At 64.9% G+C, this 23,482-nt stretch carries 20 protein-coding genes and 2 pseudogenes; 12 read left to right on the top strand and 10 right to left on the bottom strand.

Annotated features, from left to right (window positions below):
- The first annotated feature begins 239 nt into the window (after window positions 1-239).
- On the top strand, window positions 240-839 hold the full coding sequence (locus P2T60_RS00175) for a TetR/AcrR family transcriptional regulator (protein ID WP_276280541.1): 600 nt from the start codon (window positions 240-242) through the stop codon (window positions 837-839).
- A 350-nt stretch (window positions 840-1,189) separates the two neighbouring features.
- Here P2T60_RS00175 and P2T60_RS00170 read toward each other — a convergent pair whose 3' ends face one another.
- A complete protein-coding gene (locus P2T60_RS00170) occupies window positions 1,190-1,426 on the bottom strand; it encodes a DUF7573 domain-containing protein (protein ID WP_276280540.1) in 237 nt (78 codons plus the stop codon).
- 233 nt (window positions 1,427-1,659) lie between these two features.
- Here P2T60_RS00170 and P2T60_RS00165 point away from each other — a divergent pair, with 233 nt between their 5' ends.
- Window positions 1,660-1,866 (top strand): DUF8024 family protein, encoded by a 207-nt coding sequence (locus P2T60_RS00165; protein ID WP_276280539.1) that lies wholly within the window; start codon window positions 1,660-1,662, stop codon window positions 1,864-1,866.
- Here P2T60_RS00165 and P2T60_RS00160 read toward each other — a convergent pair.
- Complete coding sequence (locus P2T60_RS00160) at window positions 1,823-2,827, bottom strand: 5,10-methylenetetrahydromethanopterin reductase (protein WP_276280538.1); 1,005 nt, start codon at window positions 2,825-2,827, stop codon at window positions 1,823-1,825. The genes P2T60_RS00165 and P2T60_RS00160 overlap by 44 nt on opposite strands.
- A complete protein-coding gene (locus P2T60_RS00155; RefSeq protein ID WP_276280537.1) occupies window positions 2,814-3,602 on the bottom strand; it encodes a coenzyme F420-0:L-glutamate ligase in 789 nt (262 codons plus the stop codon). Before P2T60_RS00155 ends, P2T60_RS00160 begins: the two co-directional genes overlap by 14 nt.
- A gap of 498 nt (window positions 3,603-4,100) precedes the next feature.
- On the opposite strand from P2T60_RS00155, the gene P2T60_RS00150 reads away from it, so the two are divergent.
- From P2T60_RS00150 to P2T60_RS00130, 5 genes and pseudogenes are all read left to right on the top strand, one after another.
- Complete coding sequence (locus P2T60_RS00150) at window positions 4,101-5,768, top strand: Hvo_1808 family surface protein (protein WP_276280536.1); 1,668 nt, start codon at window positions 4,101-4,103, stop codon at window positions 5,766-5,768.
- Between the two features lie 57 nt (window positions 5,769-5,825).
- Window positions 5,826-7,123, top strand: a pseudogene (locus P2T60_RS00145) (eIF2B alpha/beta/delta subunit family protein).
- Between the two features lie 237 nt (window positions 7,124-7,360).
- Window positions 7,361-7,882, top strand: coding sequence for a hypothetical protein (locus tag P2T60_RS00140; protein ID WP_276280535.1), 522 nt, complete (start codon window positions 7,361-7,363; stop codon window positions 7,880-7,882).
- A gap of 570 nt (window positions 7,883-8,452) precedes the next feature.
- Window positions 8,453-9,382 carry a D-2-hydroxyacid dehydrogenase gene (gene ddh, locus P2T60_RS00135; protein WP_276280525.1) on the top strand — a complete coding sequence of 310 codons (930 nt, stop codon included), beginning with the start codon at window positions 8,453-8,455 and terminating at the stop codon, window positions 9,380-9,382.
- A 340-nt stretch (window positions 9,383-9,722) separates the two neighbouring features.
- On the top strand, window positions 9,723-10,472 hold the full coding sequence (locus tag P2T60_RS00130) for a hypothetical protein (protein WP_276280524.1): 750 nt from the start codon (window positions 9,723-9,725) through the stop codon (window positions 10,470-10,472).
- A gap of 19 nt (window positions 10,473-10,491) precedes the next feature.
- Here the strand turns inward: P2T60_RS00130 and P2T60_RS00125 are convergent, their stop codons facing one another.
- The 3 genes and pseudogenes from P2T60_RS00125 to P2T60_RS00115 all read right to left on the bottom strand — a co-directional run bounded on the left by P2T60_RS00125 (window position 10,492) and on the right by P2T60_RS00115 (window position 14,115).
- Window positions 10,492-11,718, bottom strand: a complete 1,227-nt coding sequence (locus tag P2T60_RS00125; RefSeq protein ID WP_276280534.1) for a M20 family metallopeptidase — start codon at window positions 11,716-11,718, stop codon at window positions 10,492-10,494.
- Window positions 11,711-13,156, bottom strand: coding sequence for an APC family permease (locus tag P2T60_RS00120; protein ID WP_276280521.1), 1,446 nt, complete (start codon window positions 13,154-13,156; stop codon window positions 11,711-11,713). Before P2T60_RS00120 ends, P2T60_RS00125 begins: the two co-directional genes overlap by 8 nt.
- Before the next feature lie 265 nt (window positions 13,157-13,421).
- Window positions 13,422-14,115 (bottom strand): annotated as a pseudogene (locus P2T60_RS00115) (helix-turn-helix domain-containing protein).
- Window positions 14,116-14,218: 103 nt separating this feature from the next.
- Between P2T60_RS00115 and P2T60_RS00110 the strand changes: the two are divergent.
- Window positions 14,219-15,280 (top strand): N-acetyltransferase DgcN family protein, encoded by a 1,062-nt coding sequence (locus P2T60_RS00110; RefSeq protein WP_276280519.1) that lies wholly within the window; start codon window positions 14,219-14,221, stop codon window positions 15,278-15,280.
- Window positions 15,281-15,305: 25 nt separating this feature from the next.
- Here P2T60_RS00110 and P2T60_RS00105 read toward each other — a convergent pair whose 3' ends face one another.
- Both P2T60_RS00105 and engB read right to left on the bottom strand, forming a co-directional pair.
- A complete protein-coding gene (locus P2T60_RS00105) occupies window positions 15,306-16,400 on the bottom strand; it encodes an NAD(P)/FAD-dependent oxidoreductase (RefSeq protein WP_276280518.1) in 1,095 nt (364 codons plus the stop codon).
- A gap of 381 nt (window positions 16,401-16,781) precedes the next feature.
- Window positions 16,782-17,402, bottom strand: a complete 621-nt coding sequence (engB, locus tag P2T60_RS00100) for a GTP-binding protein EngB (RefSeq protein WP_276280533.1) — start codon at window positions 17,400-17,402, stop codon at window positions 16,782-16,784.
- 424 nt (window positions 17,403-17,826) lie between these two features.
- Between engB and P2T60_RS00095 the strand changes: the two genes are divergently transcribed.
- From P2T60_RS00095 to P2T60_RS00085, 3 genes are all read left to right on the top strand, one after another.
- Window positions 17,827-19,140: a TIGR00341 family protein gene (locus P2T60_RS00095; protein ID WP_276280516.1), complete on the top strand. Its 1,314-nt coding sequence runs from the start codon at window positions 17,827-17,829 to the stop codon at window positions 19,138-19,140.
- A 92-nt stretch (window positions 19,141-19,232) separates the two neighbouring features.
- Window positions 19,233-19,979 (top strand): SIMPL domain-containing protein, encoded by a 747-nt coding sequence (locus P2T60_RS00090; RefSeq protein WP_276280515.1) that lies wholly within the window; start codon window positions 19,233-19,235, stop codon window positions 19,977-19,979.
- Window positions 19,980-20,039: 60 nt separating this feature from the next.
- Complete coding sequence (locus P2T60_RS00085) at window positions 20,040-21,383, top strand: TIGR00341 family protein (protein ID WP_276280514.1); 1,344 nt, start codon at window positions 20,040-20,042, stop codon at window positions 21,381-21,383.
- Window positions 21,384-21,608: 225 nt separating this feature from the next.
- On the opposite strand, the gene P2T60_RS00080 is transcribed toward P2T60_RS00085, so the two are convergent.
- Window positions 21,609-22,580 (bottom strand): NOG1 family protein, encoded by a 972-nt coding sequence (locus tag P2T60_RS00080; RefSeq protein WP_276280532.1) that lies wholly within the window; start codon window positions 22,578-22,580, stop codon window positions 21,609-21,611.
- 180 nt (window positions 22,581-22,760) lie between these two features.
- On the opposite strand from P2T60_RS00080, the gene P2T60_RS00075 reads away from it, so the two are divergent.
- Window positions 22,761-22,910, top strand: coding sequence for a hypothetical protein (locus tag P2T60_RS00075; protein WP_276280513.1), 150 nt, complete (start codon window positions 22,761-22,763; stop codon window positions 22,908-22,910).
- Here the strand turns inward: P2T60_RS00075 and P2T60_RS00070 are convergent.
- Entirely contained in the window at window positions 22,894-23,301 is a 408-nt protein-coding gene (locus P2T60_RS00070; RefSeq protein WP_276280512.1) for a DUF7718 family protein, read from the bottom strand. The genes P2T60_RS00075 and P2T60_RS00070 overlap by 17 nt on opposite strands.
- Window positions 23,302-23,482: the final 181 nt, after the last annotated feature.

The raw sequence follows: 23,482 nt of genomic DNA, 5'->3' as shown, positions 1-23,482 counted from the left end.
GGGCGAGAAAGTCGGCGACCGATTCGCCGGTCGCCGGAGCGTGCTTTACTGTCCCAACCTTTCGCGTCCACCTTTGAAACTTTTGTCCCGGCGAAAACTCGTCGCTGTGGTGGCCGACCGCGCCGCCGTCACGGAAATTGTCGGGTCTCTCCGCGGGCAAGACAGTTCCGAAACGGGTCGTCCTCTGCTGGAGACGGAGATTTAATACGTCGGTCGGTCGTACGTAGATAGTACGCTACATGCCGCCCGAGGCCCTCTTCGAAGAATCGGCCGACGACACCCGTACGGCCATCATGGAAGCGACGTACCGGGCGCTGACCGACTACGGGTACGCCGACTTGACGATTCAGCGCATCGCCGACGAGTTCGACAAGAGCAAGTCCCTGCTCTATCACCACCACGACGGGAAAGACGACCTGTTGGTCGATTTCCTCGAATTCGCGCTCGACCACTTCGAGGACAACGTGCCGTTCCGCGACGACACCGCCGACGAGCGACTCCGTACGCTCCTCGACGCGGTGGCCGCCACGAAACCCGAGGCGGACGAGGAGTTCGTCGGCATCCTCGTGGAACTGCGTGCGCAGGCGGTCAACGACGACGACTTCCGGGACCACTTCCTCGGGAGCGACCGGTTCTTCCACGACCACATCGTGGACATCATCGCGGAGGGAATCGAGGAAGGGACTTTTCGGGACGTTGACCCCGAACAGACCGCTTCGTTCCTGCTAACGCTGGTCAGCGGCGCGATGGTCCGCAATACGACCGGCAACCAAGTGGCCGTCGAACGGACACGGGCAGAAATCCGCGAGTACATCGACGCTCGCCTCCTCGCCGACTGACGGCGGAGCGCGACTCACCGACCGCCGTTCCGAGAGTCGTCACAACCGCGTTCCGAGAGTCGTCACAACCGCGTTCCGAGAGTCGTCACATCCGTCGTTTCGAGAGTCGTCACATCCGTCGTTTCGAGAGTCGTCACAGTCCACGGGACGCGCCGCGTTCGCGCGGAACCGCGCGAACGCGGCGGGGAGGAACGGGGGCGCGGTGCGGTGGCGGTGCTGTGCGGTTGCGGTATGATTGGTTCAAGCCTGAAGCTAGTTTCTCGCCGTCGCGTTCGTGGGAAGTCGTCGGAAGTCTCGCCGTCGCCTTCGTTGAAACCCGTCGGAGGCCTCGCCCTCACTCCATCCGCGTCTCACCACTCTTTGCAGTCGGGACAGACGAGCGACCCGTCTCGCTCGCCGCCCGACCGCCAGCGTCGTTCGACCACCTCGCCGCAGGCGGCGCACTCGCCGCCCGCGGGCGACCAGTCGTAGGTAGAGACGGCGGGGTCGAACTCCTCGGGGTCCGGCGTCTCGGCGTCGGAAACCTCCTCGGCGTCGTCGCCGCTCTCGGTCGAATCGAAGGCGTCGAGGGGTACGTCCTCGGGCACGCGCCGGACTACGCAGGCCCCCGTCGTAAGAGTAGCGGAGACGCGGGGAGTTCGGAATTTGAGGAATATATAGATATGTTAGAGACAGAGATAGAAGTCTTAAAGCAATAAAAAATTTGCTTGCGGAGCTTCGCAACGAGACGACTGCCGAGACGACGGGAACGCGGTAGGCAGGAGACGACGCCGCGGATGCATACGGAGCAAACAAGTATCCCCACTACACACGTCTACGCATGGCAGGCATCATCCAGAACATCGTGGACATGATAGGCTACTTCGCCGACGCCGCCACCGCGTTCCCGACTTCGATACTGCTGTTGGCGACGGGGTTCGTGCTGATAACCGGGTCGTCGCTGGTGCTGGCGTACCTGACCGCGGGCGCGGCCATCGACCTCATCACTCCCGAGTCGGCAGGTCGCAGGCCTCAGCAACGAGGCTAACCGCCTCCTTGGGGTCCGGGCCGAGCGGCGACCCGGCGACGAAGCTATCGGCGTACTCCAACACGCCCGCAATCTTCTCCGCGGCGGTCGCCGGCGTGCCAGCGATGCAGAAGGCGTCTATCATCGCCGGTGTAACCGCCTCGAACGCAGTCGAGAAGTCGCCCGACTCGATAGCCTTGCCGATTTCGGCCGCGCGCTCGTGGTCGATGCCGTGCCTGTCGAGGACCGGCGGCGCGGCCCCGCCCGCGATGAACGCCACCGGGGGTCTGGCGGCCTCCCGCGCGGCGTCGGCGTCCTCGGCCACGCTGACGCTGGCGTAGGCCGCGAAGTCGAAGTCCCCGCGCTCGTCCGGTCGCTCGGCGAGACCCTTCTCGACCTGTTGGTCGGCCCACGCGAAGTCGTCTGGGTGGGAGGCGTTGACAAGCACGCCGTCGGCGTGCTTGGCGGCCATCCGAATCATGTGGGGTCCCTGCGCGCCGACGTAGACCGGGATGTCGTTCGCGCCGTCGCCCCCGCCGATGGCGTCGGCGTAGTTCAGCGCGGCGTCGGTGGCTTGGAACGTTCCTTCGTGGTCCACGCGCTCGCCGGACCAGAGCTTCTGGGAGACCTTCATGGCCTCCAGCACGCGCCGGAGGGGTTTCTCGCGGTCGAATCCCAGATTCGTGAGCGTCGAGCGGTCGCCCGCGCCGAGTCCGCACACCGCCCGGCCGTCGCTGGTCTCGTCCAGCGTCGCCACGCGCGAGGCGAGCGACACCGGATGGGTCTCGTAGGGGTTGGCGACGCCCGGCCCGACCAGTAGGTCGTCGGTCGCGGCCGCAACTCGGTCGAGGACGACGAACGGGTCGCGGTTGTTGTAGTGGCAACTCGCAAAGAGGGCGTCGAAGCCCTCCGCTTGCGCCGTCTCGCCGATTTCCACGAGGTCCGAAATCGGATGCTCGGGCGTGAGTTCAATCCCGCGCAAACTCCCACCCCCTGAGGGCTTGGCGCACGAAGTCGCCGTCCACGTCCCGATACAGGTTGTCGCTTCCCTCGTGGTCGCCGAACTCCCAGTCGCGGACGACGGCCACCGGCAGGCCGTCGTCGCCCTCGCCGGTGACGAGGTTCGCCGCGGCCGCGAGTTCGTCCACGACGGCCTCGACCGTGACTTCGAGTTCGTGGCCGTCGCGGTCGGTCTCGCCGCGCCAGTCCCGACTCGCCGGGACGCCCGACCATCCGATGGCGACTCCGCGCTGGCCGTGGCGGAACGGTCGGCCGGAGGTGTCGGTCACGATTACGGCGGGGTCGGATTCGAGGTTCCGGCGAATCCGGTCGGCGCTCTCGGTCGGTCGGTCGGGCAGAAGCAGGAGGTCGCCACCTTCGCCGTCCGCGCCGTCCCTACCGGAACCGACGTTCGAGCGGTCGATGCCCGCGTTGACGCCGACGTGCCCGAACTTGGTGGCGGTGAGAAGGAACGGCGCTTCCATGATAATCTCGGTACTCTCCTCCAAGACGGCCTGCGCGAATCGGGGGTCTTTCTCCTCGCCGGAAATCCCTTCGAGTCGCTCGGCAATCTCTCTCGCTCTGGGTCCGGCCGGGAAGTCGTCGAGGTCGGCGCGCCGACCCTCGGCCTTCGAGACGATTGTGCTGGCGACCAGCAGTACGTCGTCGTCCCGGAGGTCGGCCCGCGAATCGACGAGGGCCGCGAGGTCGTCGCCCTCCCGGACCTCGGGCAGTCCCGGCACAGCGAACACGTCCATACCCGAAGATTGACGCGTCGGCGTAAAAACCCGCCCGAAACGGGCAATCGAGACGACAGACCGCGGACGGTGCAGGCGTAGCAGGAGTCGCGCAGAAGATGCAGGCGTAGCTAACCACCCGGCGCGTGCGGGCGCGACCGCGGAGCGTGTCGCGCCCGCCGCGCGAGGTCTTCCGGAGCGACGCGACGGACGGCTCGTCGGAACTCGCTTCCGACGGTGGACGAGGACCGCAGGCCGCAAGGCCGAGGCTTGCGAGACGCTTCGCGTCTCGCTGATTTCAGAACGTCGTTCGCAAATCAGCGAGCGACCGGAGGGAGCGAGACGCGCAGTCGGTTGGGGAGGGTGTGGCTGTCGCGGTGCGGTCCGATATGAGTCGGCAGTAGCTAGTTTCTCGCCGACTTCCACCATCGTTCCACGCTTTCGAGTTCCAGAAGTCGCGGAGTCGGAGCGGGCGACGACCTTTTGCCCGGCGCGTCCGTGGATACCCACGGAGGAGTAGTGGGGAATGCTAACACAGGGAAAGAAATCGACAGCGATGCTACTGGTAGTCGCGTTGCTCGCGTCGGGTGTCGCCGGGGGACCCTCGGCGGAGCGACGGCGACCGAAGAGAAACCAGAGCAGAGCGCACAGGACGGACAGCAGACCGGGCCGACCGGACAGCAGGCCGGGCCGACCGGACAGCAGACCGGGCCGGGCCAATCCGCGACGAGTTGCGCGGCCGCGCCGCCCGAGGACGGAAGCGACCCCGACGCCGACGCGAAAGGGTGGGAGAACGGAATCTGGTACGACGAGTCAATCGACGTGAACCAATCCGACGGGGTGGAGAAGGCCGAGCGAAAGCGAATCGTCTCGCGGACGATGGCCCGCGTCGAGGCGGTGCGGTGCATCGAGTTCGACCAGTCGGTGCCCGTGTCGGTCCTCAGCAGAGAGGAGTACCGACGACAACAGGCGAGCGGCGAGACCGACGAAGCACTCCGGAAGTTCGACAACGTGAAGTTCGAAGCCCTGATGCTGGTCAACGAGTCGGCCGACTCCATCGCGGTCCAGAACCGCAACCGCGGGAGCGGCGTTCTCGGTTTCTACAGTCCGCGAAACGACGAAATCGTCGTCATCGCGGAGAGCGCCGAGGACCTGCGAATCGACGAACTCACGCTGGCCCACGAACTGATGCACGCGTGGCAGGACGCCCGGTACGACCTCGCGGGCAGTCCGTTCGACGCGAAACTCCGCGACCAAGTGAACGCGCGGAACGGTCTCGTGGAGGGCGACGCCAGTTACACCGAGGCGCTCTACGAACAGCAGTGCGGCGAAGGGTGGGAGTGTCTCGACGCGAAGCGAGGGGGAGGCGGCGGCGAACTCGCCAACATCGGCGTCTACCTGATGAAGTTCCAACCGTACAGCGACGGCCCGGCGTTCGTCCGGATGGTCCGGCAGGTGGGCGGATGGGACGCGGTGAACGAGATGTACGCGAACCCGCCAGCGAGTACCGAGCAGGTCATCCATCCGCTCAGGTACGAGACCGACCCGCCGACGAACGTGAGTCTGAACGACACGGCGACGGACGGGTGGTCTCGCGTGCGCGCGACCGACCGACCCGGATACGGGCGACTCGGCGAGGCGGCGGTGATGATGACGTTCGTCTATCCGTACTACCACAGTCAGGGCGAGGCCCAAATCGTGCCGCCCGAAGAGTGGTTCGACTACAACGAGTCGGGCGAACTCAGCGACTTCGACCCGCTGAACTACGAGTCGGACTACTCGGCGGGGTGGGACGGCGACCGACTCCACGTCTACGAGAACCCCAGCGGGGAGTTCGGATACGTCTGGCGACTCGCGTGGGACTCGCCCCAGAACGCCGAGCAGTTCGTGGAGGGGTACCGAAACGTCCTCTACTACTGGGGGGCGGAAAAACTCGGGCCGAACGTGTGGCGCATCCCGGACGGCGGGTTCGCCGACGCCTTCTACGTGAGCGTCGATGGCCGGAACGTGACCATCGTGAACGCGCCGACCGTCGAGCAGTTGTCCGAGGTCCGCCCCGACGTGGGACCGATTGCGACGACTGACGCGACCAACGAGACCGACGCGGGCGACGAGACCACGACGGAAGACGAGTCGGTCTCCATCGAGGTGGAGACGAACGCGACCACGACCACGGCCGACGGATAAGTCGCTCGCGCCGGTCCGAACCCGGATTTCAAGCCGTTTCGGGCCGACGGTACGAGTATGGACGAAACCCACGTCGTCACCTGCTTTCTGCGGAATCGCGGCGAAGTGCTGTTGCTCCGGCGCTCGGAGCAAGTCGGGTCCTACCCCGGAAAGTGGGGCGGGGTCGCGGGCCACGCCGAAGGGTCCCCGACGCCGCGGCCCGCGAGGAAATCGAGGAGGAGACGGGCCTGCTCGACGCCTGCACGCTCGCTCGGAAGGGCGTCACCTTCGAGTTCGAGGACAGCGAGGCGCGGAGCGTCTCGGAAAACCGGGAGTCACCCGGTGACGGGGACCTCGACGCGCGGTGGGTCGTCCACCCCTATCTGTTCGACTGCGAGCGTCGAGACGCCGAGACCGACTGGGAGACCGTCGAGTCGGAGTGGGTACACCCGACCGAAATCCTCCGGCGCGAGACGGTGCCGAAGCTCTGGGCCTCCTACTCCCGAGTCGGTCCGACCGTCCGGCAGGTGGCCGAGGACGCCGACCACGGTTCGGCGTACCTCTCGGTCCGGGCGCTCGAACTCCTGCGCGACCGGGCGGGGAGTTTCGCCGCGCGCGACACCGAGGCGGTCGGGTGGTCGCAACTGACCGCTGTCGCCGAGCAACTCCTCGACGCCCGACCGAGTATGGCCGCGGTCGGCAATCGGGTGAACCGTGCGATGGCCGCCGCCAGCGGCGAGGCCACCGCGGAGGCGGTCGAACGCGCCGCCCGCGAGGGAATCGAGCGCGCGTTTCGGGCGGACGAGCAGGCGGCCGAGAACGCGGCGGCCGAGATTCGGAGCGAGAGCGTCCTGACGCTCTCGCGGTCGGGGACCGTGCTGGACGCCCTGCCCGCCGCGAACCGGGTCTTCGTCGCGGAGTCGCGCCCGGCGCGGGAGGGCGTCGGCGTCGCCGAGCGACTGGCCGCGAACGCCGACGGGCCGGACGTGGCGCTCCACACCGACGCCGCGACTGCGCACGTACTAGCGACCGAGGACGTGGACGCGGTGGTGGTCGGCGCGGACGCGATTCTGCCCGACGCCCGCGTGGTGAACAAGACCGGAACGCGGGCGGCGGCGAGCGCCGCCGCCCGCGAGGGCCTTCCGGTCTACGTCGTCGCCGCCAGCGACAAAGTGCGGACCGACGACGCGGTGCGTCTGGAGGACGGCGACCCCGAAGCCGTGTACGACGGCGAGACCGACCTCGACGTGCTGAATCCGACCTTCGACGTGACGCCAGCGGATTGGATTTCGGGCGTGATTACCGAGAGCGGGGTGTTGGACGCCGAGGAACTCAGGGACGTAGTTGAGGAACTTCGTGGCTACTCGACGTGGTGACAGTAAGTAGCTGGCCGTTCCACGGCGTGGAGGCGACAGAAGGATGGATGTTAACTCAAACCACGCCTCCACAAGACTAATGAAATAATACTAATTAGTAGTATCCATGAAGGGAGGTGTGACCCGTCGAGACGCAGCAAAGATTGGAGGGAGCGTCTTCGGAGCGGGGCCGGATTCTCGACACTCGGCCAGCAAGTGAGTGCGAGCGGCTTGTTCGAGAGCATCGACCTCCGCGAGGTGAAGGTCGGTGACGATACGCTCTTTCCGGAAGAGGGTGACGAAACCACGTTGACCGTCGAAATCAGGAGTACCTACGACGAGACCAAGTGGGGTCACGTCGTTCCGCATTTGTACCATCAGAACTACATTGACGACCAGCGTGTGTATCTGAATCCGGATACATACGGCGGTAATGCCATCGAAATCCCTCCCAATCAGACGACCGAATACACGTTCGAGTGGGCACCAGGTGTCTTCCTCGAGCCGGGAATCTATCATCTGGAAGTGAACGTAAACGACGAAAACGACGAGGGCGGCTGGAACGACCCGCTATGGGCGAGTTGGTATATCGAAAACGCGGTCGCCGTGGGGTTCGACATCGACCTCGGTTGCTACCAGTCGATACGGAACTACCAGAAGGAGGTTCGGTCTAAAGGCGGCCCATCGGTCAGTTCGGCCGGTAACGGTATCGGCGCGGCGATGTCGCTCATCTCGATAATCTACAGTCAGAATCAGGTTGCGTCGAACTGCGGCGACTAACTAGTACCCTGGTCTCTTCTAGCTGGCTCGAACATGCGACCCCTCATTCGAACAGCAGGACACAGGGCAACGTCACGGGATTCTATAACCGAAGCAGGGTGTACGTGACCCCCGAAACGCCGTCGAATTCGGCGTCGTACTCAACTCTGTCCCACTCTATTTTAGTATTTAAATATATTAAAACTGCTATAACTATATTAAAATCTATGACTGAAATATTCTTTTCTCTAAACTTTGGAACAGAGGTGCAGGATAGGCTCCTCTGAGAAGGCCGACTGCGTGACGCTTTTCACCGTGAGCGTCCAACCCCCTCGTGGTGGCCGTGACGAGCAGTTACCCCCACCGAGCCCCTTGTGACGAGGGATTTACACCGAGCCACCACTTCGGAGACGCTACCCGCCGAGAAATATCTACGAGGTTTTGAACGCGCGCTACGTTGCTTAGAGAACGATTTTTAATGGCGAGAGCAATCTGTAGCGTTCCATAGCGGCCGCGCTCGCCGACCGCCGCCAGTTCTGGCGGCGGTCGGCGACCCGAAGATTCAACCGCCGAGACTCCGGACGTTTCCCCATGCAAGTACGACGCATCGGCGTCCACGAGTCCGTGAGCGCGGTCTTCCCGCCCGAACGACTCCGCGAGGCGCTGTCGGACCTCGGTCCCGCGATTCCGGTGGTCGGCGACGACGAACTCGGCGACTGCGACGCGGTGGTGACGTTCGGCTACTCCGAGACCTTCCTCGACGCCGACCTCAAGTGGGTCCACTCGATTCAGGCCGGGTACGACCGGTTCCCCCTCGACGCCTTCGAGGACGAAGGCGTCGTCCTGACCAACAGCACCGGCATCCACGACGCCAGCGTCGGCGAGTTCGCGGTCGGCCTGATGCTGTCGTTCGCGCGCCGACTCTACGCCTACGTCCGAAGCCAGCAGTCCCACGAGTGGGCTTCCCCCGCGTGGGACGAACCGTTCACGCTCGACGGCGAGCGATTGTGCGTCGTCGGGTTGGGCACCCTCGGGCAGGGCATCGCCGAGCGCGCAGACGCCCTCGGGATGGAAGTCGTCGGCGTCCGACGCTCGGGCGACCCGACCCCGCACACCGAGGAAGTCTTCACGCCCGACGACCTCGGCGAGGCCGTCGCGGACGCCAAGTTCGTCGCGCTGGCGGTCCCGCTGACCGACGAGACCGAAGGGTTGTTCGGTGCCGCGGAGTTCGCGGCGATGCGCGAGGACGCCTACCTCCTCAACGTCGCCCGTGGGTCGGTCGTCGTGCAGGACGAACTCGTCGCCGCGCTCCGCGGCGACGAGATTGCTGGCGCGGGTCTGGACGTATTCGAGGAGGAACCCCTGCCCGAGGACTCGCCGCTGTGGGAGATGGAGGAGGTCATCGTGACTCCTCACCGCGCCGCGGCCGAGCGCGATTACTTCCGACACATCGCGGAGTTAGTCCGGGAGAACGTCGAGCGCGTGGACGCGGGCGAGGAGATGACGAATCGGATTATATAAGGAAGTCTTAAAACCATCCTTAGAGACGTTTTACTTGTCGGAGTCACGGATTATTTCCGCTCTGTATTCAAGAATAATCCAGGTGTATCACTTTTCTAGACGTATTCAAAATGAAATATGTGGTGTGAAAAAGTAGCATCGAAATTAGTGGTGAACCATGGGAGCCTGTCAAAAGCAGATGAATCGGAGAACAGCGTTACGGACATTCGCTGGTGGACTGCTGATACCACGAAATACACTAGTACATAAATTAAAACAGGAGGCAGATACCGAGACCATTGTCATACCAGCTACTCCGGAATACGAGACTGAAATTACTCTTCTCAGTAAATTACCTGGTGTGAGTGTCGAAGAAACGAGAGCCAGATATATCATTACAATTGAGGTATCACAGTTGGAATCGCCACCGACGGAAGAGAAAGAGCAAGCACGGTCGGATATTCGGAAATCTATTCCAAGTGGTGGTATTGTGGCAAAATTTGCCCCACCACAGACGACTACAGAAGAACCACCCAGAGCGCTCACCGACGAGAGGACAGTATTTACCAAAATGAATACAGGAAGCAGTCTATCTCGACGAAGAGGAAATCTACTCGCAACGGGAGGCGCCGATTATGACCAAGAGCGGAACCGCATGACTGCTTCAGTGATAACCGCGATGGGAGCGGGAGACAGAAGCGAGATTTCCCGACTCGGGGTGGATTTTCGAGTAGAAGGTAATGAATCCCGTAGCGCAATCGTCGTAGCGACAGGGGAGTATGAAGGATTATTAACTGCAGTCGGATCAGCGGCGTCAGAACTGTCCCTGAGTTTGAACATCGTAGACCAGTCAACCAACGCGAAACTGAGTACGGAAATCGTCTCTGAGTCGGGGAGCATCAAAGACTGGAAAAAGCGGCAAGGAGATTTCCGAGAGGGAGTACAAACGCTTCTTCGCCCCGACGTTGAGTATACTGCGTACGTCGAGTTAGAGAGTTACGTAGACTGTTACGGGGTCGGAGAGGCCAGTACAGACTTCGGTCCACAAGATAACGATCGGGCTGAACCGCCACACGGCGTTGAATTGGAAAGCATTGAAATCGTTGTCTAAATTCAGAAAAACCCTGATTTCACCCGCAGAACTCGGCCGCCGCCTCCGTCACGATTTCCGCGACTTCGACCACCTCGTCGGTGTAGACGAACTCGCCCGCGCCGTGGATGTTCTCGCCGTCGGGACCGACGATGACCGTCGGCAGGCCCGCCCGGTCGCCCAGATAGTTGAAGTCGCCGACGCTGGCGAAGTAGCCGAGTTCGGGGTCCACGCCCGCGACTTCGCGGGTCGCGTCCTGCAAGGCCCCGACGAGTTCGTGGTCCTCGTCGGTGACGTACGGCCCGTACTTGATGCCGGGGTCGGGGGCCTCGCGGAAGCTGATTTCCACCTCGCTTTCAAGGTCCAACTCCGCGACGACTTCCTCGGCGTCGGCGCGCACGGACTCCGCCGTCTCGCCGACGACGACGTGGCGGTCCACCATCAGGCGGGCGCGCTCGGGCACCGAGAGCGTCTGACTACCGGATTCGAGCATGAGCGGGCAGACCGACCCGTCGCCCAGTTTGTCGTGGCTCCCGACCTCGATTTCGGTCAGGCCCTCCGCGAGTCGTCCGGCGTCCACCAGCGCGCTGACTCCCTTGTGGGGTTGGGAACCGTGGGCGGCCTTCCCCTTGACCGTGATGTCGTAGAGGAATCGCCCGCGCGCGCCGAGCAGGAGCGCCGGGTTGTCGAGGTCCTCTTGGGCGAGGATGGGACCGGGTTCGGTTACGACGGCGGCGTCGCAGTCGTCGGTGAGTCCGTCCCGGATGAGGCGGTCGGTCCCGAGACCGTAGGGACCTTCCTCGTCCACGACGGCGGTCAGAAGCACGTCGCCCCGGAGTTCGCGGTCCGACTCGGCCAGCGCCTCGAACGCCTTCATCACCGCGGCGAGACCGCCCTTCATGTCGCAGGCACCCTGTCCGTAGAGTTTCCCGTCCTCGATGCGGCCCGAGCAGGGGTCTTCCGCCCAGTCCTCAACCAATTTCACCGTGTCCATGTGGGCGTTGAGCAGGAGCGTCGGCGCGTCCGGGTCGCTCCCCTCCAGTCGGGCAACCACGTTGTCGCCCTCGTACTCGGTAATCTCGGGTTCGCTGACGTGGTGGTACTCGGGGTCCAAGTCCCGGTCGTCCAACCAGTCGTAGACGAACTCCGCGAGGTCGTGTTCCTCGAAGTACGGACTCGGAATTTTGACCATCTGTTGGAGCAGGTCGATGGTCTCCTCGGGGTCGATAGCGAGACCGGAGGCCGGTCCCGTCTCGGTCTCAGTCATCGCTGGCACCCCCCACGTTTCCGTCGTCCACGCCGCCGACGGTCTCGTCGCTCACGCCGCCGACCTTCGGGTCGTACTCGTCGGAGGCGACCCCCGGAAGCGTGTCGAGGATTGCCTCCACGTCGGTTCCCTTCTGCTCGCCGCGGTACCAGTAGACCGCGAAGACGACGAGTCCGACCGCCAGCCACGGCAGGTAGATGCTCAGCGACCCCTGATACGCCTTCGTCAGCAGGCCGACCGACCCGACCGTAGCGACGACGCCCGTAATCGGGGTGAGCCATCCGAAGTCGAACCCAGCCCGTTTCACGAGGTCCGGGCGCTTCGCTCGGGCGTAGAGCAGGGTTATCGACACCGAGGCGTACGCGATGAGGTAGCTGAACGTGGCGATGGCGAGCGCCTGATTCAGGCCCGCGCTCCAGAAGGTCAGTCCGGCGGCGATGACGTACAGCGTCGCCAGCGACCAGTGGGGCGTGCCGAATCGGTCGCTGACCGCGGAGAACTGCTCGGGGAACACCTCGTCCCACGACCACGAGTAGGGCATCTTGATGCCCGCGGCCATCACCGCGTGGACGCTGGAAGCGGTCGCCAGCAGGCCGCCGAACGAGACGACCGCGATGGCCGAGTCGCCGAGGAACGCTTCTGCGGCGGTCGCAAGCGGCCGGGCCGAGTCCGCGAGGACGGTGTAGTCCGCGACCACGCCGTAGATGACCGCCGAGGTCCAGACGTAGAGAATTACGAGGACGAGCGTCCCGCCAGCCATCGCCAGCGGGAGGTTGCGCTCGGGATTCTTGACTTCGGCCCCCATCTGGCCCGCGACGGCGATGCCGATATAGGCGTAGAACAGCGGCACCGCCGCGCCGACGAACCCGTCGAGACCACCGGTGAAGAACGGTTGGTAGTTCGCGGGGTCGATGTTGAAACTTCCCGGAATCACCAGCACCAGAATCGAGGCCATCAGCACGCCGAAGATGGCGTTCTGCGAGAGGCTGTAGCCTTTCGTGCCGACGAGGTTCACGAGGAACAGGACCGTCAACAGGGCGAAGCCCGCGAGTTTCGGGTCGACCGAGGGGTAGAACACCTGTAGGTAGCTCCCGAACCCGATTGCCAGCACCGCGTCGGCGGCCATGTAGCCGAGCCACTTCGACCACGTGACGACGAATCCGGGCAGTCGGGACCCGAAGGTTCTGGAGACGTAGGCGTAGGACCCGGCGGCCGCCGGGAAGATGGTCGCCATCCAACTGTAGTTGATAGCGATGCTCATCGCCAACAGGCCCGACAGAATCACCACGAGGATGACGCTGGGGCCGGTGGTCGCGCTGGCGGTGCCGAGCGTGACGAACAGACCCGCGCCGAGGGTGCCCGCCACGACGGTACTCATCGCGCCGAGCGGTCCCATGTCCCGCGAGAGGCTTCGGTCGTCCCGTGATTGGGATGTCATAGTATATCATACCAGAACCCGAAGACAAAGCCCCCGTCCCAGAATGGAAGGGTCCCACGCGAAGTGCAGAGACGTTCCGAAAACGCGACGACGACCGCCGCGACCGTGAATCGGGAAAGCCCACGCGCGCTCTCGGTCGCGCGGGCTATCCGCGGGCGCAGTCCTGCGCCCGCGAGTCCTGCGCCCGCGGATAGCCCATGCGCTCGCGGGTGGCCACGCGAACGCGCCCGGAGTCTGCGCGAGCAATCACACATCCGACGAGCAATCACACCTCCCCGAGGAGTTTCACCTCGGCCTTCCGGAGGTGTTCGAGCAGGGTCGCCTTCGACACGTCCAAGTCCTCGGCGAGTTCGGTCGCCGACACCTCGCGGGGCCACGTGTAGTAGCCCTTCTGACGCGCCAACTCGAACACCTCGCGCTGGCGGGCCGAGAGTTCGTCGGTCCGGAAGATGCCGCTCCCGGCGGCGGGCGCGGTGATGAGTTCGACCACCACGTCGGCGTCCATCTCGTCGCGTATCGCGTCGATGCGGTCGTGGACCGCGGTCCGACTCTCGTTGACGATGACCGTCCAGTACTCCCGGCCGTCGTACATCCGGACCGGTTCGTCCGGGATGAACCCCGCGAGACCAGCGCATCGTTGATGCTGTTTTCGATGTCGTACCGGACCACGATTCCCCGACTCGCGTTACCCGGAACCTGCGTGTCGGCGTCGGCGTGGGGACTCGCCGTCTCCACACCGACTCGGTGAGGTCCGAGTCCCGAATCGCCCCGACCAGTTCGTCCACCTCGTCGGTGGCGTCCCCGTAGGCCGTGAACCGACCGTTCGCCATCCCGTCGATGCGGTGGACGCCGTGGCCGAGCAACCCCCCGTCGGTTCGCTCTGTCACGGCAAGGGTCCAACAGTCGGGATGCCAGATGTCGAGCGTTAGCCGTAGTCCACCCGTGGTATCAGTTGCCATGCACCTCGGTCGTACCGATGGAGTCGTCGCCTAAATAGCTGTCTCTCGGTCCCTCTCATGAACGGTGGTAGCGTTTTACGGAGGTCGTTCGTGAGTCATCAGCATGGACCTTCACGGCGCCTTCGACGCGCCGGTCCCCGCCGTCGTCCTCGCGGAGGGCGCGTTCGGGACCACCGAGGGCAAGACCGCGAACGGCGTAGTGATGCACAGCGAACTCTTCGAGGCGAGAGCGGTCGTCGATTCCGCGCGCGCCGGACGGACCGCCGCCGACGTACTCGGACGCGACGACGTTGCCGACGTGCCGGTCGTCGCGTCCGTGGACGCGGCGCTGGAGCGCGCACCCGAGACCGAGGCGCTGGTCATCGGGGTCGCGCCCGCGGGCGGACAACTCCCCGACGCGTGGGTCGAAGACATCGAGCGAGCGATGCGGGCCGGGTGCGACGTGGTGTCGGGGCTGCACACCTTCCTCTCCGAGCGCCCGCGGTGGCAGGAGTTGGCCGCCGAGTCCGGCGTCCGCCTGTTCGACGTGCGCAAACCACCGGCGGGAGACGACCTGCGGGTCGGCGACGGCCGGGTGGACGACGTAGACGCCGACGTGGTGCTGACGATGGGCACCGACTGCGCGGTGGGCAAGCGCACGACCACCTTCGAACTCTACCGGGCCGCGCGGGAGGCCGGTCTGGACGCCGGATGGGTCGCCACCGGTCAGACCGGAATCATGGTCGGGGCGCATCGCGGCGTCGTCGTGGACCGCGTGCCCGCCGACTTCACCGCGGGCGTGGTCGAGGATTTAGTCTGCGCCGTGGCCGAGGACCACGACTTCGTGTTCGTGGAGGGGCAAGCCGCGCTGACCCACCGGGCGTACTCCGGCGTCACCCTCTCGTTGCTCCACGGCGCGAACCCCGACGCCGTGGTGCTGGTGGACGACCCCGACCGGGAGGGGCGCGCGGACTTCGAGCGGTTCTCGGTCGCGGGCGTCGAGCGGGAAGTCGCGGCCATCGAGTCGCTGGCCGGGTCGCCGGACGAGACCGAAACACCGGTCGCGGCACTCTCGACGTGGGGGGACGCCGACGAGCAGTCGGCGGCGTGGGGACTCCCGGCCGGGAACGTCTACGACGACGGCGGACCGGAGCGTCTGCTCGACGCCGTGTTAGACGCGCTCTGAGGCGTCGGCGGTCGAGTGGGGTCAGTCAGCGGTCCGGCGGCGTCATCCCAGCGTGGTCGTCGTCGGCCCGCACGCGCCACATCCGGGCGCGGAGGTCGTCGGGCATCGCGGGCACGCCGAGGTCGTCGAGTCGGTCGAGTTCGTCTGCCGCGACCGGGAACCGCCGCAGGTCCTTGTGGAGCGCGATACCGGCGTACGCGCCGTCACCGACGGCGATGGGCGTCTGGTTCTGGCCGTGGGTCAGGTCGCCGACCGCGTAGGCCCCATCGACGCTGGTCTCGCGGTCGTCGTCCACCGCGACCGACCCGTCGTCGTTGCAGTCGCATCCGAGGTCGGCCGCGAGGTCGTTGTTGAACTCCTTGCCGTGGACCGCGAACCCGCCGCCGTACTCGCGTGCGTGACCGTCGGCGAACTCCAGACCGCCGAGCCATCGCTCGCCGTCGCCGTGGTCGGGGTCCTCGTCGGCGTAGGCGTGGTCCACGCGGTCGGAAACGACTTCGACGGGGTGTTCGCGGACCTGTTCGGACACGTCGTCACTCCACGCCGGTTCCTCGTCGTTCAGCAGGAGGTCAACGTCGTCGGTGAAGTTCAGGAGGGTCATGGCGACGTGGGCCGCGTGGTCGTCGCGGCCGAGGACGAAGACGGGTTCGTCGCCGAGGGTGTAGGCGTCGCAGTGCAGGCAGTAGTGGAGACCGCGGCCGGTGAACTCCCGGAGGTCGCGGACGTTCGGCGGTACGTCGGTGAACCCGGTGGCGAACACCACGCGGTCGGCCCGGAGCGCGACTTTCTCGGCGGTCACGCGGAACTGGGTGCCGTCGCTCTCGTTCTCGAAGTCCGGGGCGTCGTCGGGTCCGACTCGCTCGACTTCCCGCACGTCGTCTTGGTAGTAGTCCGCGCCGTACTCCTCCAACTGGTCGATTGCGAGTGCGGTCACGTCCCGCCCGGAGGTCTCCTCGGAGACGCCGACGAGGTTGTGGACGAACGAGACCGACTCGTAGCGCCCGCCCTCACGGTTGACGACCGCGGTCCGGTGGCCGAGGCGGGTCGCGTAGAGCGCGGTGGTGAGTCCCGCGGGTCCGCCGCCGACGACGACCACCTCGTAGGCCGGAGTCTGAGTCATCACCGACAGTACGAGCGGCGGGGTGTTCGGACTTGGGGCCGCACAAAGAGAGGTATTTAGGTATCTTAGAAGTGACTAAAGAATTGTCTGAGAACTGTATTTCTATCTCCGCGCGCGAAGCTCCGTTCGGCGTTCCACTCCGGCGCGCGCTGGCGCGGCCTCGTGCCGCGCCAGACCGCGCGAGGGCCGAGTAGCGCAACGAAGTGAGCAACGCAGGCGGTTGGGGAGGACGAGGTGCGGGGCGGTGCGGTCTTGATTGGAGTCGGCAATAGCTAGCTCCGTCGAACCAACCGACCGCGAAGCCAATCCCGTCGAACCAACCGACCGCGAAGCCAATCCCGTCGAACCAACCGACCGCGAAGCAAGCCCCGAATCGACCGATTAGGAGAAGAACTTCATCAGGTCGTCGCGCTTGGCCTCGTGGAGATGCTCCTTGACCGCCTCGTTCAGCGCGTCGATGTTCCCGCGCTTGGCGCTAATCGGGGCAATCGTCTCCTGCCACTGCTTCCACGGCGGATGCAGGCCCAGTCGGTCGCACAACTCGTTCAGACGCTCGTCCTCGTCGTCTACCTTGTCCATCTTGTTGACCGCGACGACGACGGGGATGTCCACGTCCCGGAGGAAGTAGAACATCTCCACGTCGTAAGGAATCTCGTCCTCCCCGGAGTGGCGGTCGATGATGTCCACCGCGCTCTTGCCGTCCACGACGAGGACCCCGACCAGAATCTTGTCGGCGTTGTCCTCGACGTAGCGCACGATGTCGGTCTTGATTTGCTCGCGTTGCTCCTCGGGCACGCCCGACATGAACCCGAACCCCGGCAAGTCGGTCAGCACGAAGTCCTCGCTGGCCCAGTCGTAGTGGTTGGGCGAGCGCGTGACGCCGGGTTTGCCCCCGGTTTCAGAGCTGTGGCCCGTAATCTCGCGCATCAGCGTGGACTTACCGACGTTCGACCGGCCGACGAAGATTACCTCGGCGTCTCGGCCCGGACGACTCTCGAACATACCCGGACTTGGGCGCGCGGCGGTTTAACGGGCGTGGTTCTCTGAAACCGGGGTTCCGTGGGTCGCCGGTGTTCGTCGGTCCGAGCGGTGGTACTGGTGATTTGGCGTCGGTCTGACCGGTGGAGGACGACCGGAGCGGCTAGCGACAGGCTTGAGCCAATCAGGACCGCACCGCCACCGCACCGCGCCCCCGTTCCTCCCCGCGTGCGACTGCGCTCGCGGGGAACCGCGAGCGCGAGCGCAGTCGCGGCGCGTCCCGTGGTGGGTGAAAATACGCGAGACGACGGCCGGTCGAAATGCGCGAGACGACGGCGGGTGACGACCCGCGGAAGCGTCCCTATCGCGGGTCACGAAACGCGGTCTCGGACCCGCCTTCGTCCCCGTGCCGCGGCTTATTTACACCTCCCGTGCCATTCCCGAACATATGCGGCTCGTGCAGGTTTCGATTCCGGCCGGTAAGCGAGAGATGGTCGCCGACGTACTCGACTCCGAGGGCGTCGATTACATGCTGACCGACGAGACCAGCGGCCGGGAGTACACAGCCATCGCCTACTTTCCGCTTCCGACCGCGGCGGTCCAACCGATTCTGGACAAACTGCAGGACGCGGGACTCGGCGAGGACCCCCACGCGGTCATCATCGACGCCGAGACTGACACCTCCCGCCAGTACGAGGAACTCGAACAGCGCTACGCCGAGGAGAACGGCGACACCGAGACCATCGCCCGCGAGGAGATGCGAACCGAGGCCCGCGAGATGACACCGAAGTTCCCGACGTTCGTGGCGATGACCATCATCAGCGCCGTCGTCGCCACCGCGGGCATGCTGTTGGACTCGCCCGCCGTCGTGGTCGGGTCGATGGTCATCGCGCCGCTCATCGGTCCCGCGATGGGCGCGAGCGTCGGCACCGTTCTCGGCGACCGGCAACTGTTCCGCCGCGGCGTCAAGTACCAGTTCATCGGCGGGTTCGCCGCCATCGCCTCGGCCACCCTGTTCTCACTCGGCGTGCGGTACGGCTTCCTCCTCCCGCCCGGAACCGACGTACTCGGCATCTCGCAGGTCAGCGGCAGACTCACGCCCGACTTCCTCTCGCTGGCGGTCGCACTCGGCGCGGGCACGGCGGGCGCGCTGAGTCTCGCTTCCGGCGTCTCCGTCGCCATCGTCGGCGTGATGATAGCCGCCGCACTCGTACCGCCCGCCGCCGCCGTCGGCATCGCAATCGCGTGGCAACAACCGCTGGCGGCGGTCAGTTCGCTCGTCCTCGTGCTGGTCAACATCTTCTCCATCAACCTCTCGGGACTCGTTGTCTTCTGGTATCTCGACTACGGGCCGAAAAACTGGTTCGAACTCAACCAGACTCGCTCGGTACTGTTCAAGCGCGTCGGCGTTCTCGTGGTCGCTATCGCCCTTCTCTCGCTGTTTCTCGGCGGTGTCACCTACACCACCATCCAGAACGCGACGTTCCAGAATCAGGCCCAACAGGAGGTCAACCGCGTCCTCGACCAGAGCCAGTACGAGGAGGCGACGCTCCTGAACGTCGAGTTCGAACAGAGCGGGACGCTCCCGTTCGACCAGTCCCAGCGCGTCGTCGTCACCGTGGGTCGCCCGCCGGGAGAGGAGTACCCCGACCTCGCAGAGCAGTTGAGCAGACGCGTCAACCGCAACACCGGCCACGACATCGTGGTACAGGTCAGGTATGTCGAAGTCGAGCAGGTCCCGCCGTCAGTTACCCACGACTGAAGTCGTGGGCTTCCTCCTCGATTCTGTGTGAGTCAAATTGGCGTTTCACCCATACGCGCTTTTTTGCCGACCGCCGTCGTATCCGACTCCCGATGCACAGGGGAATACTCGCAACGGTGGGTGTCGCAGTCCTGCTGGCGACGGCCGGATGCGTCGGGAGTCTCGCGCCGACCGACGGTGCCAGCGCACGGACACAGCAACTCGACCGCGAGAGCGGAACTATCGGGGTCTCGGCGACCGGACAGGTCGAGGCCGAACCCGACCAAGCAATCGTGCAGGTCGCGGTCCTCGCGCGCGGCGACGACGCGAACGCGGTCCGGGAGCGAATCGCCGAGAACGCCACGCAGATGCGCGAGGCGCTCCGGCGCGCCGGAATCGGTGACGACCAGATTCGGACCGTCGCGTTCCGCATCGACCAAGAGTACCGCGAGGTCGAGGGCGAGCGCCGACCCGCCGGGTTCGAAGGCGTCCACGCCTTCGAGATTACGCTGTCGAACGTGAGCAGGGCGGGCGCGATACTCGACACCGCAGTTGCGAACGGGGCCGACCGCGTGGACAGCGTGGAACTCACGCTGTCGGACGAACGCAGGCGAGCGGTCCGAAGTGAGGCCCTCCGGGACGCGATGGAGAACGCGCGGGCCGACGCCGACGTTATCGCCGAGAGCGCGAACCTGACGATTTCGGGCGTCCACACCGCCACGACCGGTGACCTGAACTTCAGTCCGGTTCGGGCCGAAGCCCTCAGCGCCGACGCCGGAGGCGGCGGCGGGACGAGTATCGAGTCCGGGCCGGTGACGGTGACGGCGCAGGTGCAGGTGACGTACAACGCCAGCGGATAGCGCCGCCGGGCGCGTCCCCGGGGCCTGAATCCTTTTGCGTCGGTAGGGCGTGACTCTGCTGTGCGCCTGATACACGTCCACGTGCCGGACGAACGGCGCGAGGAGATTCTGCGAACCCTCGACGAGATTGGAATCGACTACGCGGTCCTCGACGCCGACGACCGGGCGGGCGACGGCGCTCTCGTGGAGTTCCCCCTGCCGAGCGACGGCGTTGGCGACGTGATGGCCGCGCTCGAAGACGACGGACTCAGGGCGGACGACTACACGGTCATGGCAACGGCGGAGACGGCTTCGACGCCGAACATGGAGGCGCTGGAGAGTCGCTACTCCGGGGACTTCGACCCGCTGACGAGACAGGAACTCCGGTCGAAGGCCCGCGACATGGCTCACGACCGGACATCGTTCGTCTGGATGATATTCCTGAGCGCCATCATCGCCACGGCGGGTCTGTTGGTCGATTCGCCCGCCGTCGTGGTCGGGTCGATGGTCATCGCGCCGATGGTCGGGCCGGTTCTCACCGCGAGCGTCGGCGCAGTCACCGGCGACGGAGAGATGCTCGTGGACAGCATCAAACTACAGGCGATAGGACTCGGGGTCGCCGTCGTCACGGCGCTGGCGTTCGGCTACCTCCTCAAGGCGTTCTCGTTCGTCCCGCAGTTGCAGATTACCGCGCTCGGCCAGATTAGCTCCCGAGTCGCGCCGAGTCTGCTGACCGTCGCGGTCGGGTTGGCGGCGGGGAGCGCCTCGGCGTTCGGCCTGACGACGAAGGGACCGACTTCCCTCATCGGCGTCATGATTGCCGCGGCGCTGATTCCGGCCGCCGCGACCACCGGCATCGCCACCGTCTGGGGGTTTCCGGTCGTCGCAATCGGGTCGCTGGTCCTCCTGCTGGTCTCGCTCATCTGCATCAACGTCGCGGCGTTCGTCACGCTCTGGTATCTGGACTACCGGCCCGACGGGTTCGACTCGAACCTCTGGCACTTCGATAGCCGCGCCCAAACCGCGGCGATGGGTCTCGCGGCGCTGATAATCGTCCTCGTCGTCGGCGGCGCGACGGTCGCCACCTACCAGCAAATCAGCTACGAGCGAACAATCAACCGACAGGTGAGCGGCGTCCTCGACGACCCCGAGTACGCGAATCTGACCTACGTCGGGACGACGACCCAGTACGGGTTCACGGGCACCTACTTCGAACCGGAGACCATCACCGTCACCATCAGTCGCACGACCGACCGCGAGTACCCGAGTCTGGCGACCCGGCTTCAGCGGCGTCTGAACGACGCGACGGGCCAGAATCCGAAGGTCCGGGTCCGCTTCGTGGACTACCAGACCGCGAACGGGACGGGGCAGTCGTCGGTCGCGGGGACGCCGCTCGTCGGGGAGCGTCAGGGAACGCTCGGGTGAGTTAAAGGACAGGTATAGAAATGTCTAAGAACGCTATAGAAGTGCGTAAGAAACATATCCCTTTTCCACGGACGCGTAGGCCAGTTTCGGCGCGCGCTGGCGTCACCGGCGCGAAACGCCGACTGCTCGGGGGATGCGGGTCGTCCCCGGCGCGGCGCTTGCGCGCAAGCGCCGCGCCGACTCGGGGAAGCCTTCCTGTCGTAGTCAGTTCGACGTACCGGGACGTTACGAACGCTCCCCGTCCTCGAACGGCAGTTCGGGTTCGTACCCCACCGCCTCGACTGCGGCGTCCAGCACGCCCTCGACGTTCTCGCCGCTCTCGACGCTCATGTAGGCGTCGGCGTCCACGTCGGTCGAGAGGTCCGACTTGTTGCAGACGGTCAGCACGTCCACGTCGCCGAATCGGTCGGCGAGGGCGTCCCGGAGTTCGAGTTGCGCGTCGAGGGGGTAGCCACAGTAGCCGCTGGCGTCCACGACGAAGACGATTGCGTCAGCGAGGTGCGTCAGCGCCGAGACAGCCTGATTCTCGATGTCGTTTCGCTCGTCCTCCGGGCGGTCGAGCAGGCCGGGCGTGTCCACGATTTGGTAGCGGATGCGCTCGCGCTCGAAGTGGCCGACGCGGACGCCCTTGGTCGTGAATGGGTACTCGGCGATTTCGTTGCGGGCGTTCGTGACCGCGTTGACGAACGACGACTTGCCGACGTTGGGGTAGCCAGCGACGACAATCGTGGGTTCGTCGGGGTCGATGTCGGGGAGTCGCCGGAGGTCCTGATGGGCCTCACCGACCCGCAGGAGGTCGTCTTCGACTTCCTCTACCACGTCCGCGAGGCGGGCGAACCCCTGCTTGCGAATCTTCCGGTCGGCGTCGGCGTCACCCGTGAGTTTGCCCTGATACTCCCGGCCGAGGTTGTGGGTCTTGCGACTCGCCCACTGAATCTCCGAGAGGCTCTGGCGCAACTCGTCCACGTCCACGATGGCGTCCGCCAACTCGTAGTAGAAGGGGTCGATGTCGTCGAAGTCCGGCCATTCCGCGGCGACGTTCTGCAAGTTGTCGCTCAGGATGTTGGAAGCCGTCTGGAGCATCGACTGCTGGGCCTCCGCGCCGCTTTTGGCCCGGCCCGCCCGCGCCGCCCGCGAGAAGGCCTTGTCGATGAGTTCCTCCGACGTTGGGGTCGTCGGCAGGGTCTCGAAAATCATGGACGTAGATAGGGTCTCGCGGCATTAAAAGGGCGTCCATACGAGCGTGAGGAAGTTCGACTACGAAATCCGACTGGCAGTAGTACCGGCTTACTCGGACTGCTTTCTCGGTCTGAGACCACCATCAGGTATTTACGCCGTCTATAACAACGTTACAACCGAGATAAGTGGGTTCTACCAATGGCACTCAAACAAGAAGACGACGAGACGGCCGCTGAGCAACTGAGTCGAGAGACGGGGCGGCCCGTCGAGGAGTTCGAACCGGACTTCGACGAGGAACCCATTCCGGACGCGAGCGAACAGACGTGGGAATCTACCGACGAAGCGTGACCGACCATCGACCGCCGAGGTCGTTGAACTCCTCGTAGCGTTCGAGCAAGAAGTCCAGATTGTCCAAGAGATACTCTTCACACCAGCGCGGCGCTTTCTCCACGGTCACGAACGGGAAGTCGTCCGTAGAGTAGTACTCGTCGTCGCCCCGATATATGTCGAGGTGGAGACCTTCCTCGCGGATGTCGTTGCCGTCCGGCGCGGCGGGATTGTGGTCGAAGCGAGCGACTGGTCGCCAGTCGTCGCACTCACAGGGCCAGTAGAACTCGTCGTCGAGACCGTACTCTAACTCGACGACGAACGCCGCGACTTCGCCTCGTTCGACCTTCACGTACCGGAGAATTCGAGTACATAGATAGTCGGTGTAGACAATATCGGATATTTCAGTCACGGGTTCCTCGTATGCACTGGGTAGAAGTCGATAGTGGAAAATTTCTCGCACGCACGCGAAACACGTCATTTTCCTTATTTCGTGTGCGCCAGTTCCATCCCGCAGCGTACTCGTTTCCCGGAAGCACCGACGCCACCCGACCACCCACCTCTAAGTACCACTTCGTTTTACCACCGAGTAA

It is taken from the genome of Halorussus caseinilyticus (assembly GCF_029338395.1).
In the GTDB taxonomy this organism is placed as follows: domain Archaea; phylum Halobacteriota; class Halobacteria; order Halobacteriales; family Haladaptataceae; genus Halorussus; species Halorussus caseinilyticus.
This window is presented reverse-complemented; position numbering and strand designations above follow the sequence as displayed.

Bases quoted from the DNA above. Each gene is read 5' to 3' on its own strand.
- engB (WP_276280533.1), bottom strand. From the start codon at position 17,402: ATGTTCGAGAGTCGTCCGGGCCGAGACGCCGAGGTAATCTTCGTCGGC.
- P2T60_RS00105 (WP_276280518.1), bottom strand. From the start codon at position 16,400: ATGACTCAGACTCCGGCCTACGAGGTGGTCGTCGTCGGCGGCGGACCC.
- P2T60_RS00075 (WP_276280513.1), top strand. From the start codon at position 22,761: ATGGCACTCAAACAAGAAGACGACGAGACGGCCGCTGAGCAACTGAGT.
- P2T60_RS00080 (WP_276280532.1), bottom strand. From the start codon at position 22,580: ATGATTTTCGAGACCCTGCCGACGACCCCAACGTCGGAGGAACTCATC.
- P2T60_RS00125 (WP_276280534.1), bottom strand. From the start codon at position 11,718: ATGACTGAGACCGAGACGGGACCGGCCTCCGGTCTCGCTATCGACCCC.
- P2T60_RS00175 (WP_276280541.1), top strand. From the start codon at position 240: ATGCCGCCCGAGGCCCTCTTCGAAGAATCGGCCGACGACACCCGTACG.
- P2T60_RS00110 (WP_276280519.1), top strand. From the start codon at position 14,219: ATGGACCTTCACGGCGCCTTCGACGCGCCGGTCCCCGCCGTCGTCCTC.
- ddh (WP_276280525.1), top strand. From the start codon at position 8,453: ATGCAAGTACGACGCATCGGCGTCCACGAGTCCGTGAGCGCGGTCTTC.
- P2T60_RS00095 (WP_276280516.1), top strand. From the start codon at position 17,827: ATGCGGCTCGTGCAGGTTTCGATTCCGGCCGGTAAGCGAGAGATGGTC.
- P2T60_RS00165 (WP_276280539.1), top strand. From the start codon at position 1,660: ATGGCAGGCATCATCCAGAACATCGTGGACATGATAGGCTACTTCGCC.
- P2T60_RS00155 (WP_276280537.1), bottom strand. From the start codon at position 3,602: ATGGACGTGTTCGCTGTGCCGGGACTGCCCGAGGTCCGGGAGGGCGAC.
- P2T60_RS00120 (WP_276280521.1), bottom strand. From the start codon at position 13,156: ATGACATCCCAATCACGGGACGACCGAAGCCTCTCGCGGGACATGGGA.
- P2T60_RS00090 (WP_276280515.1), top strand. From the start codon at position 19,233: ATGCACAGGGGAATACTCGCAACGGTGGGTGTCGCAGTCCTGCTGGCG.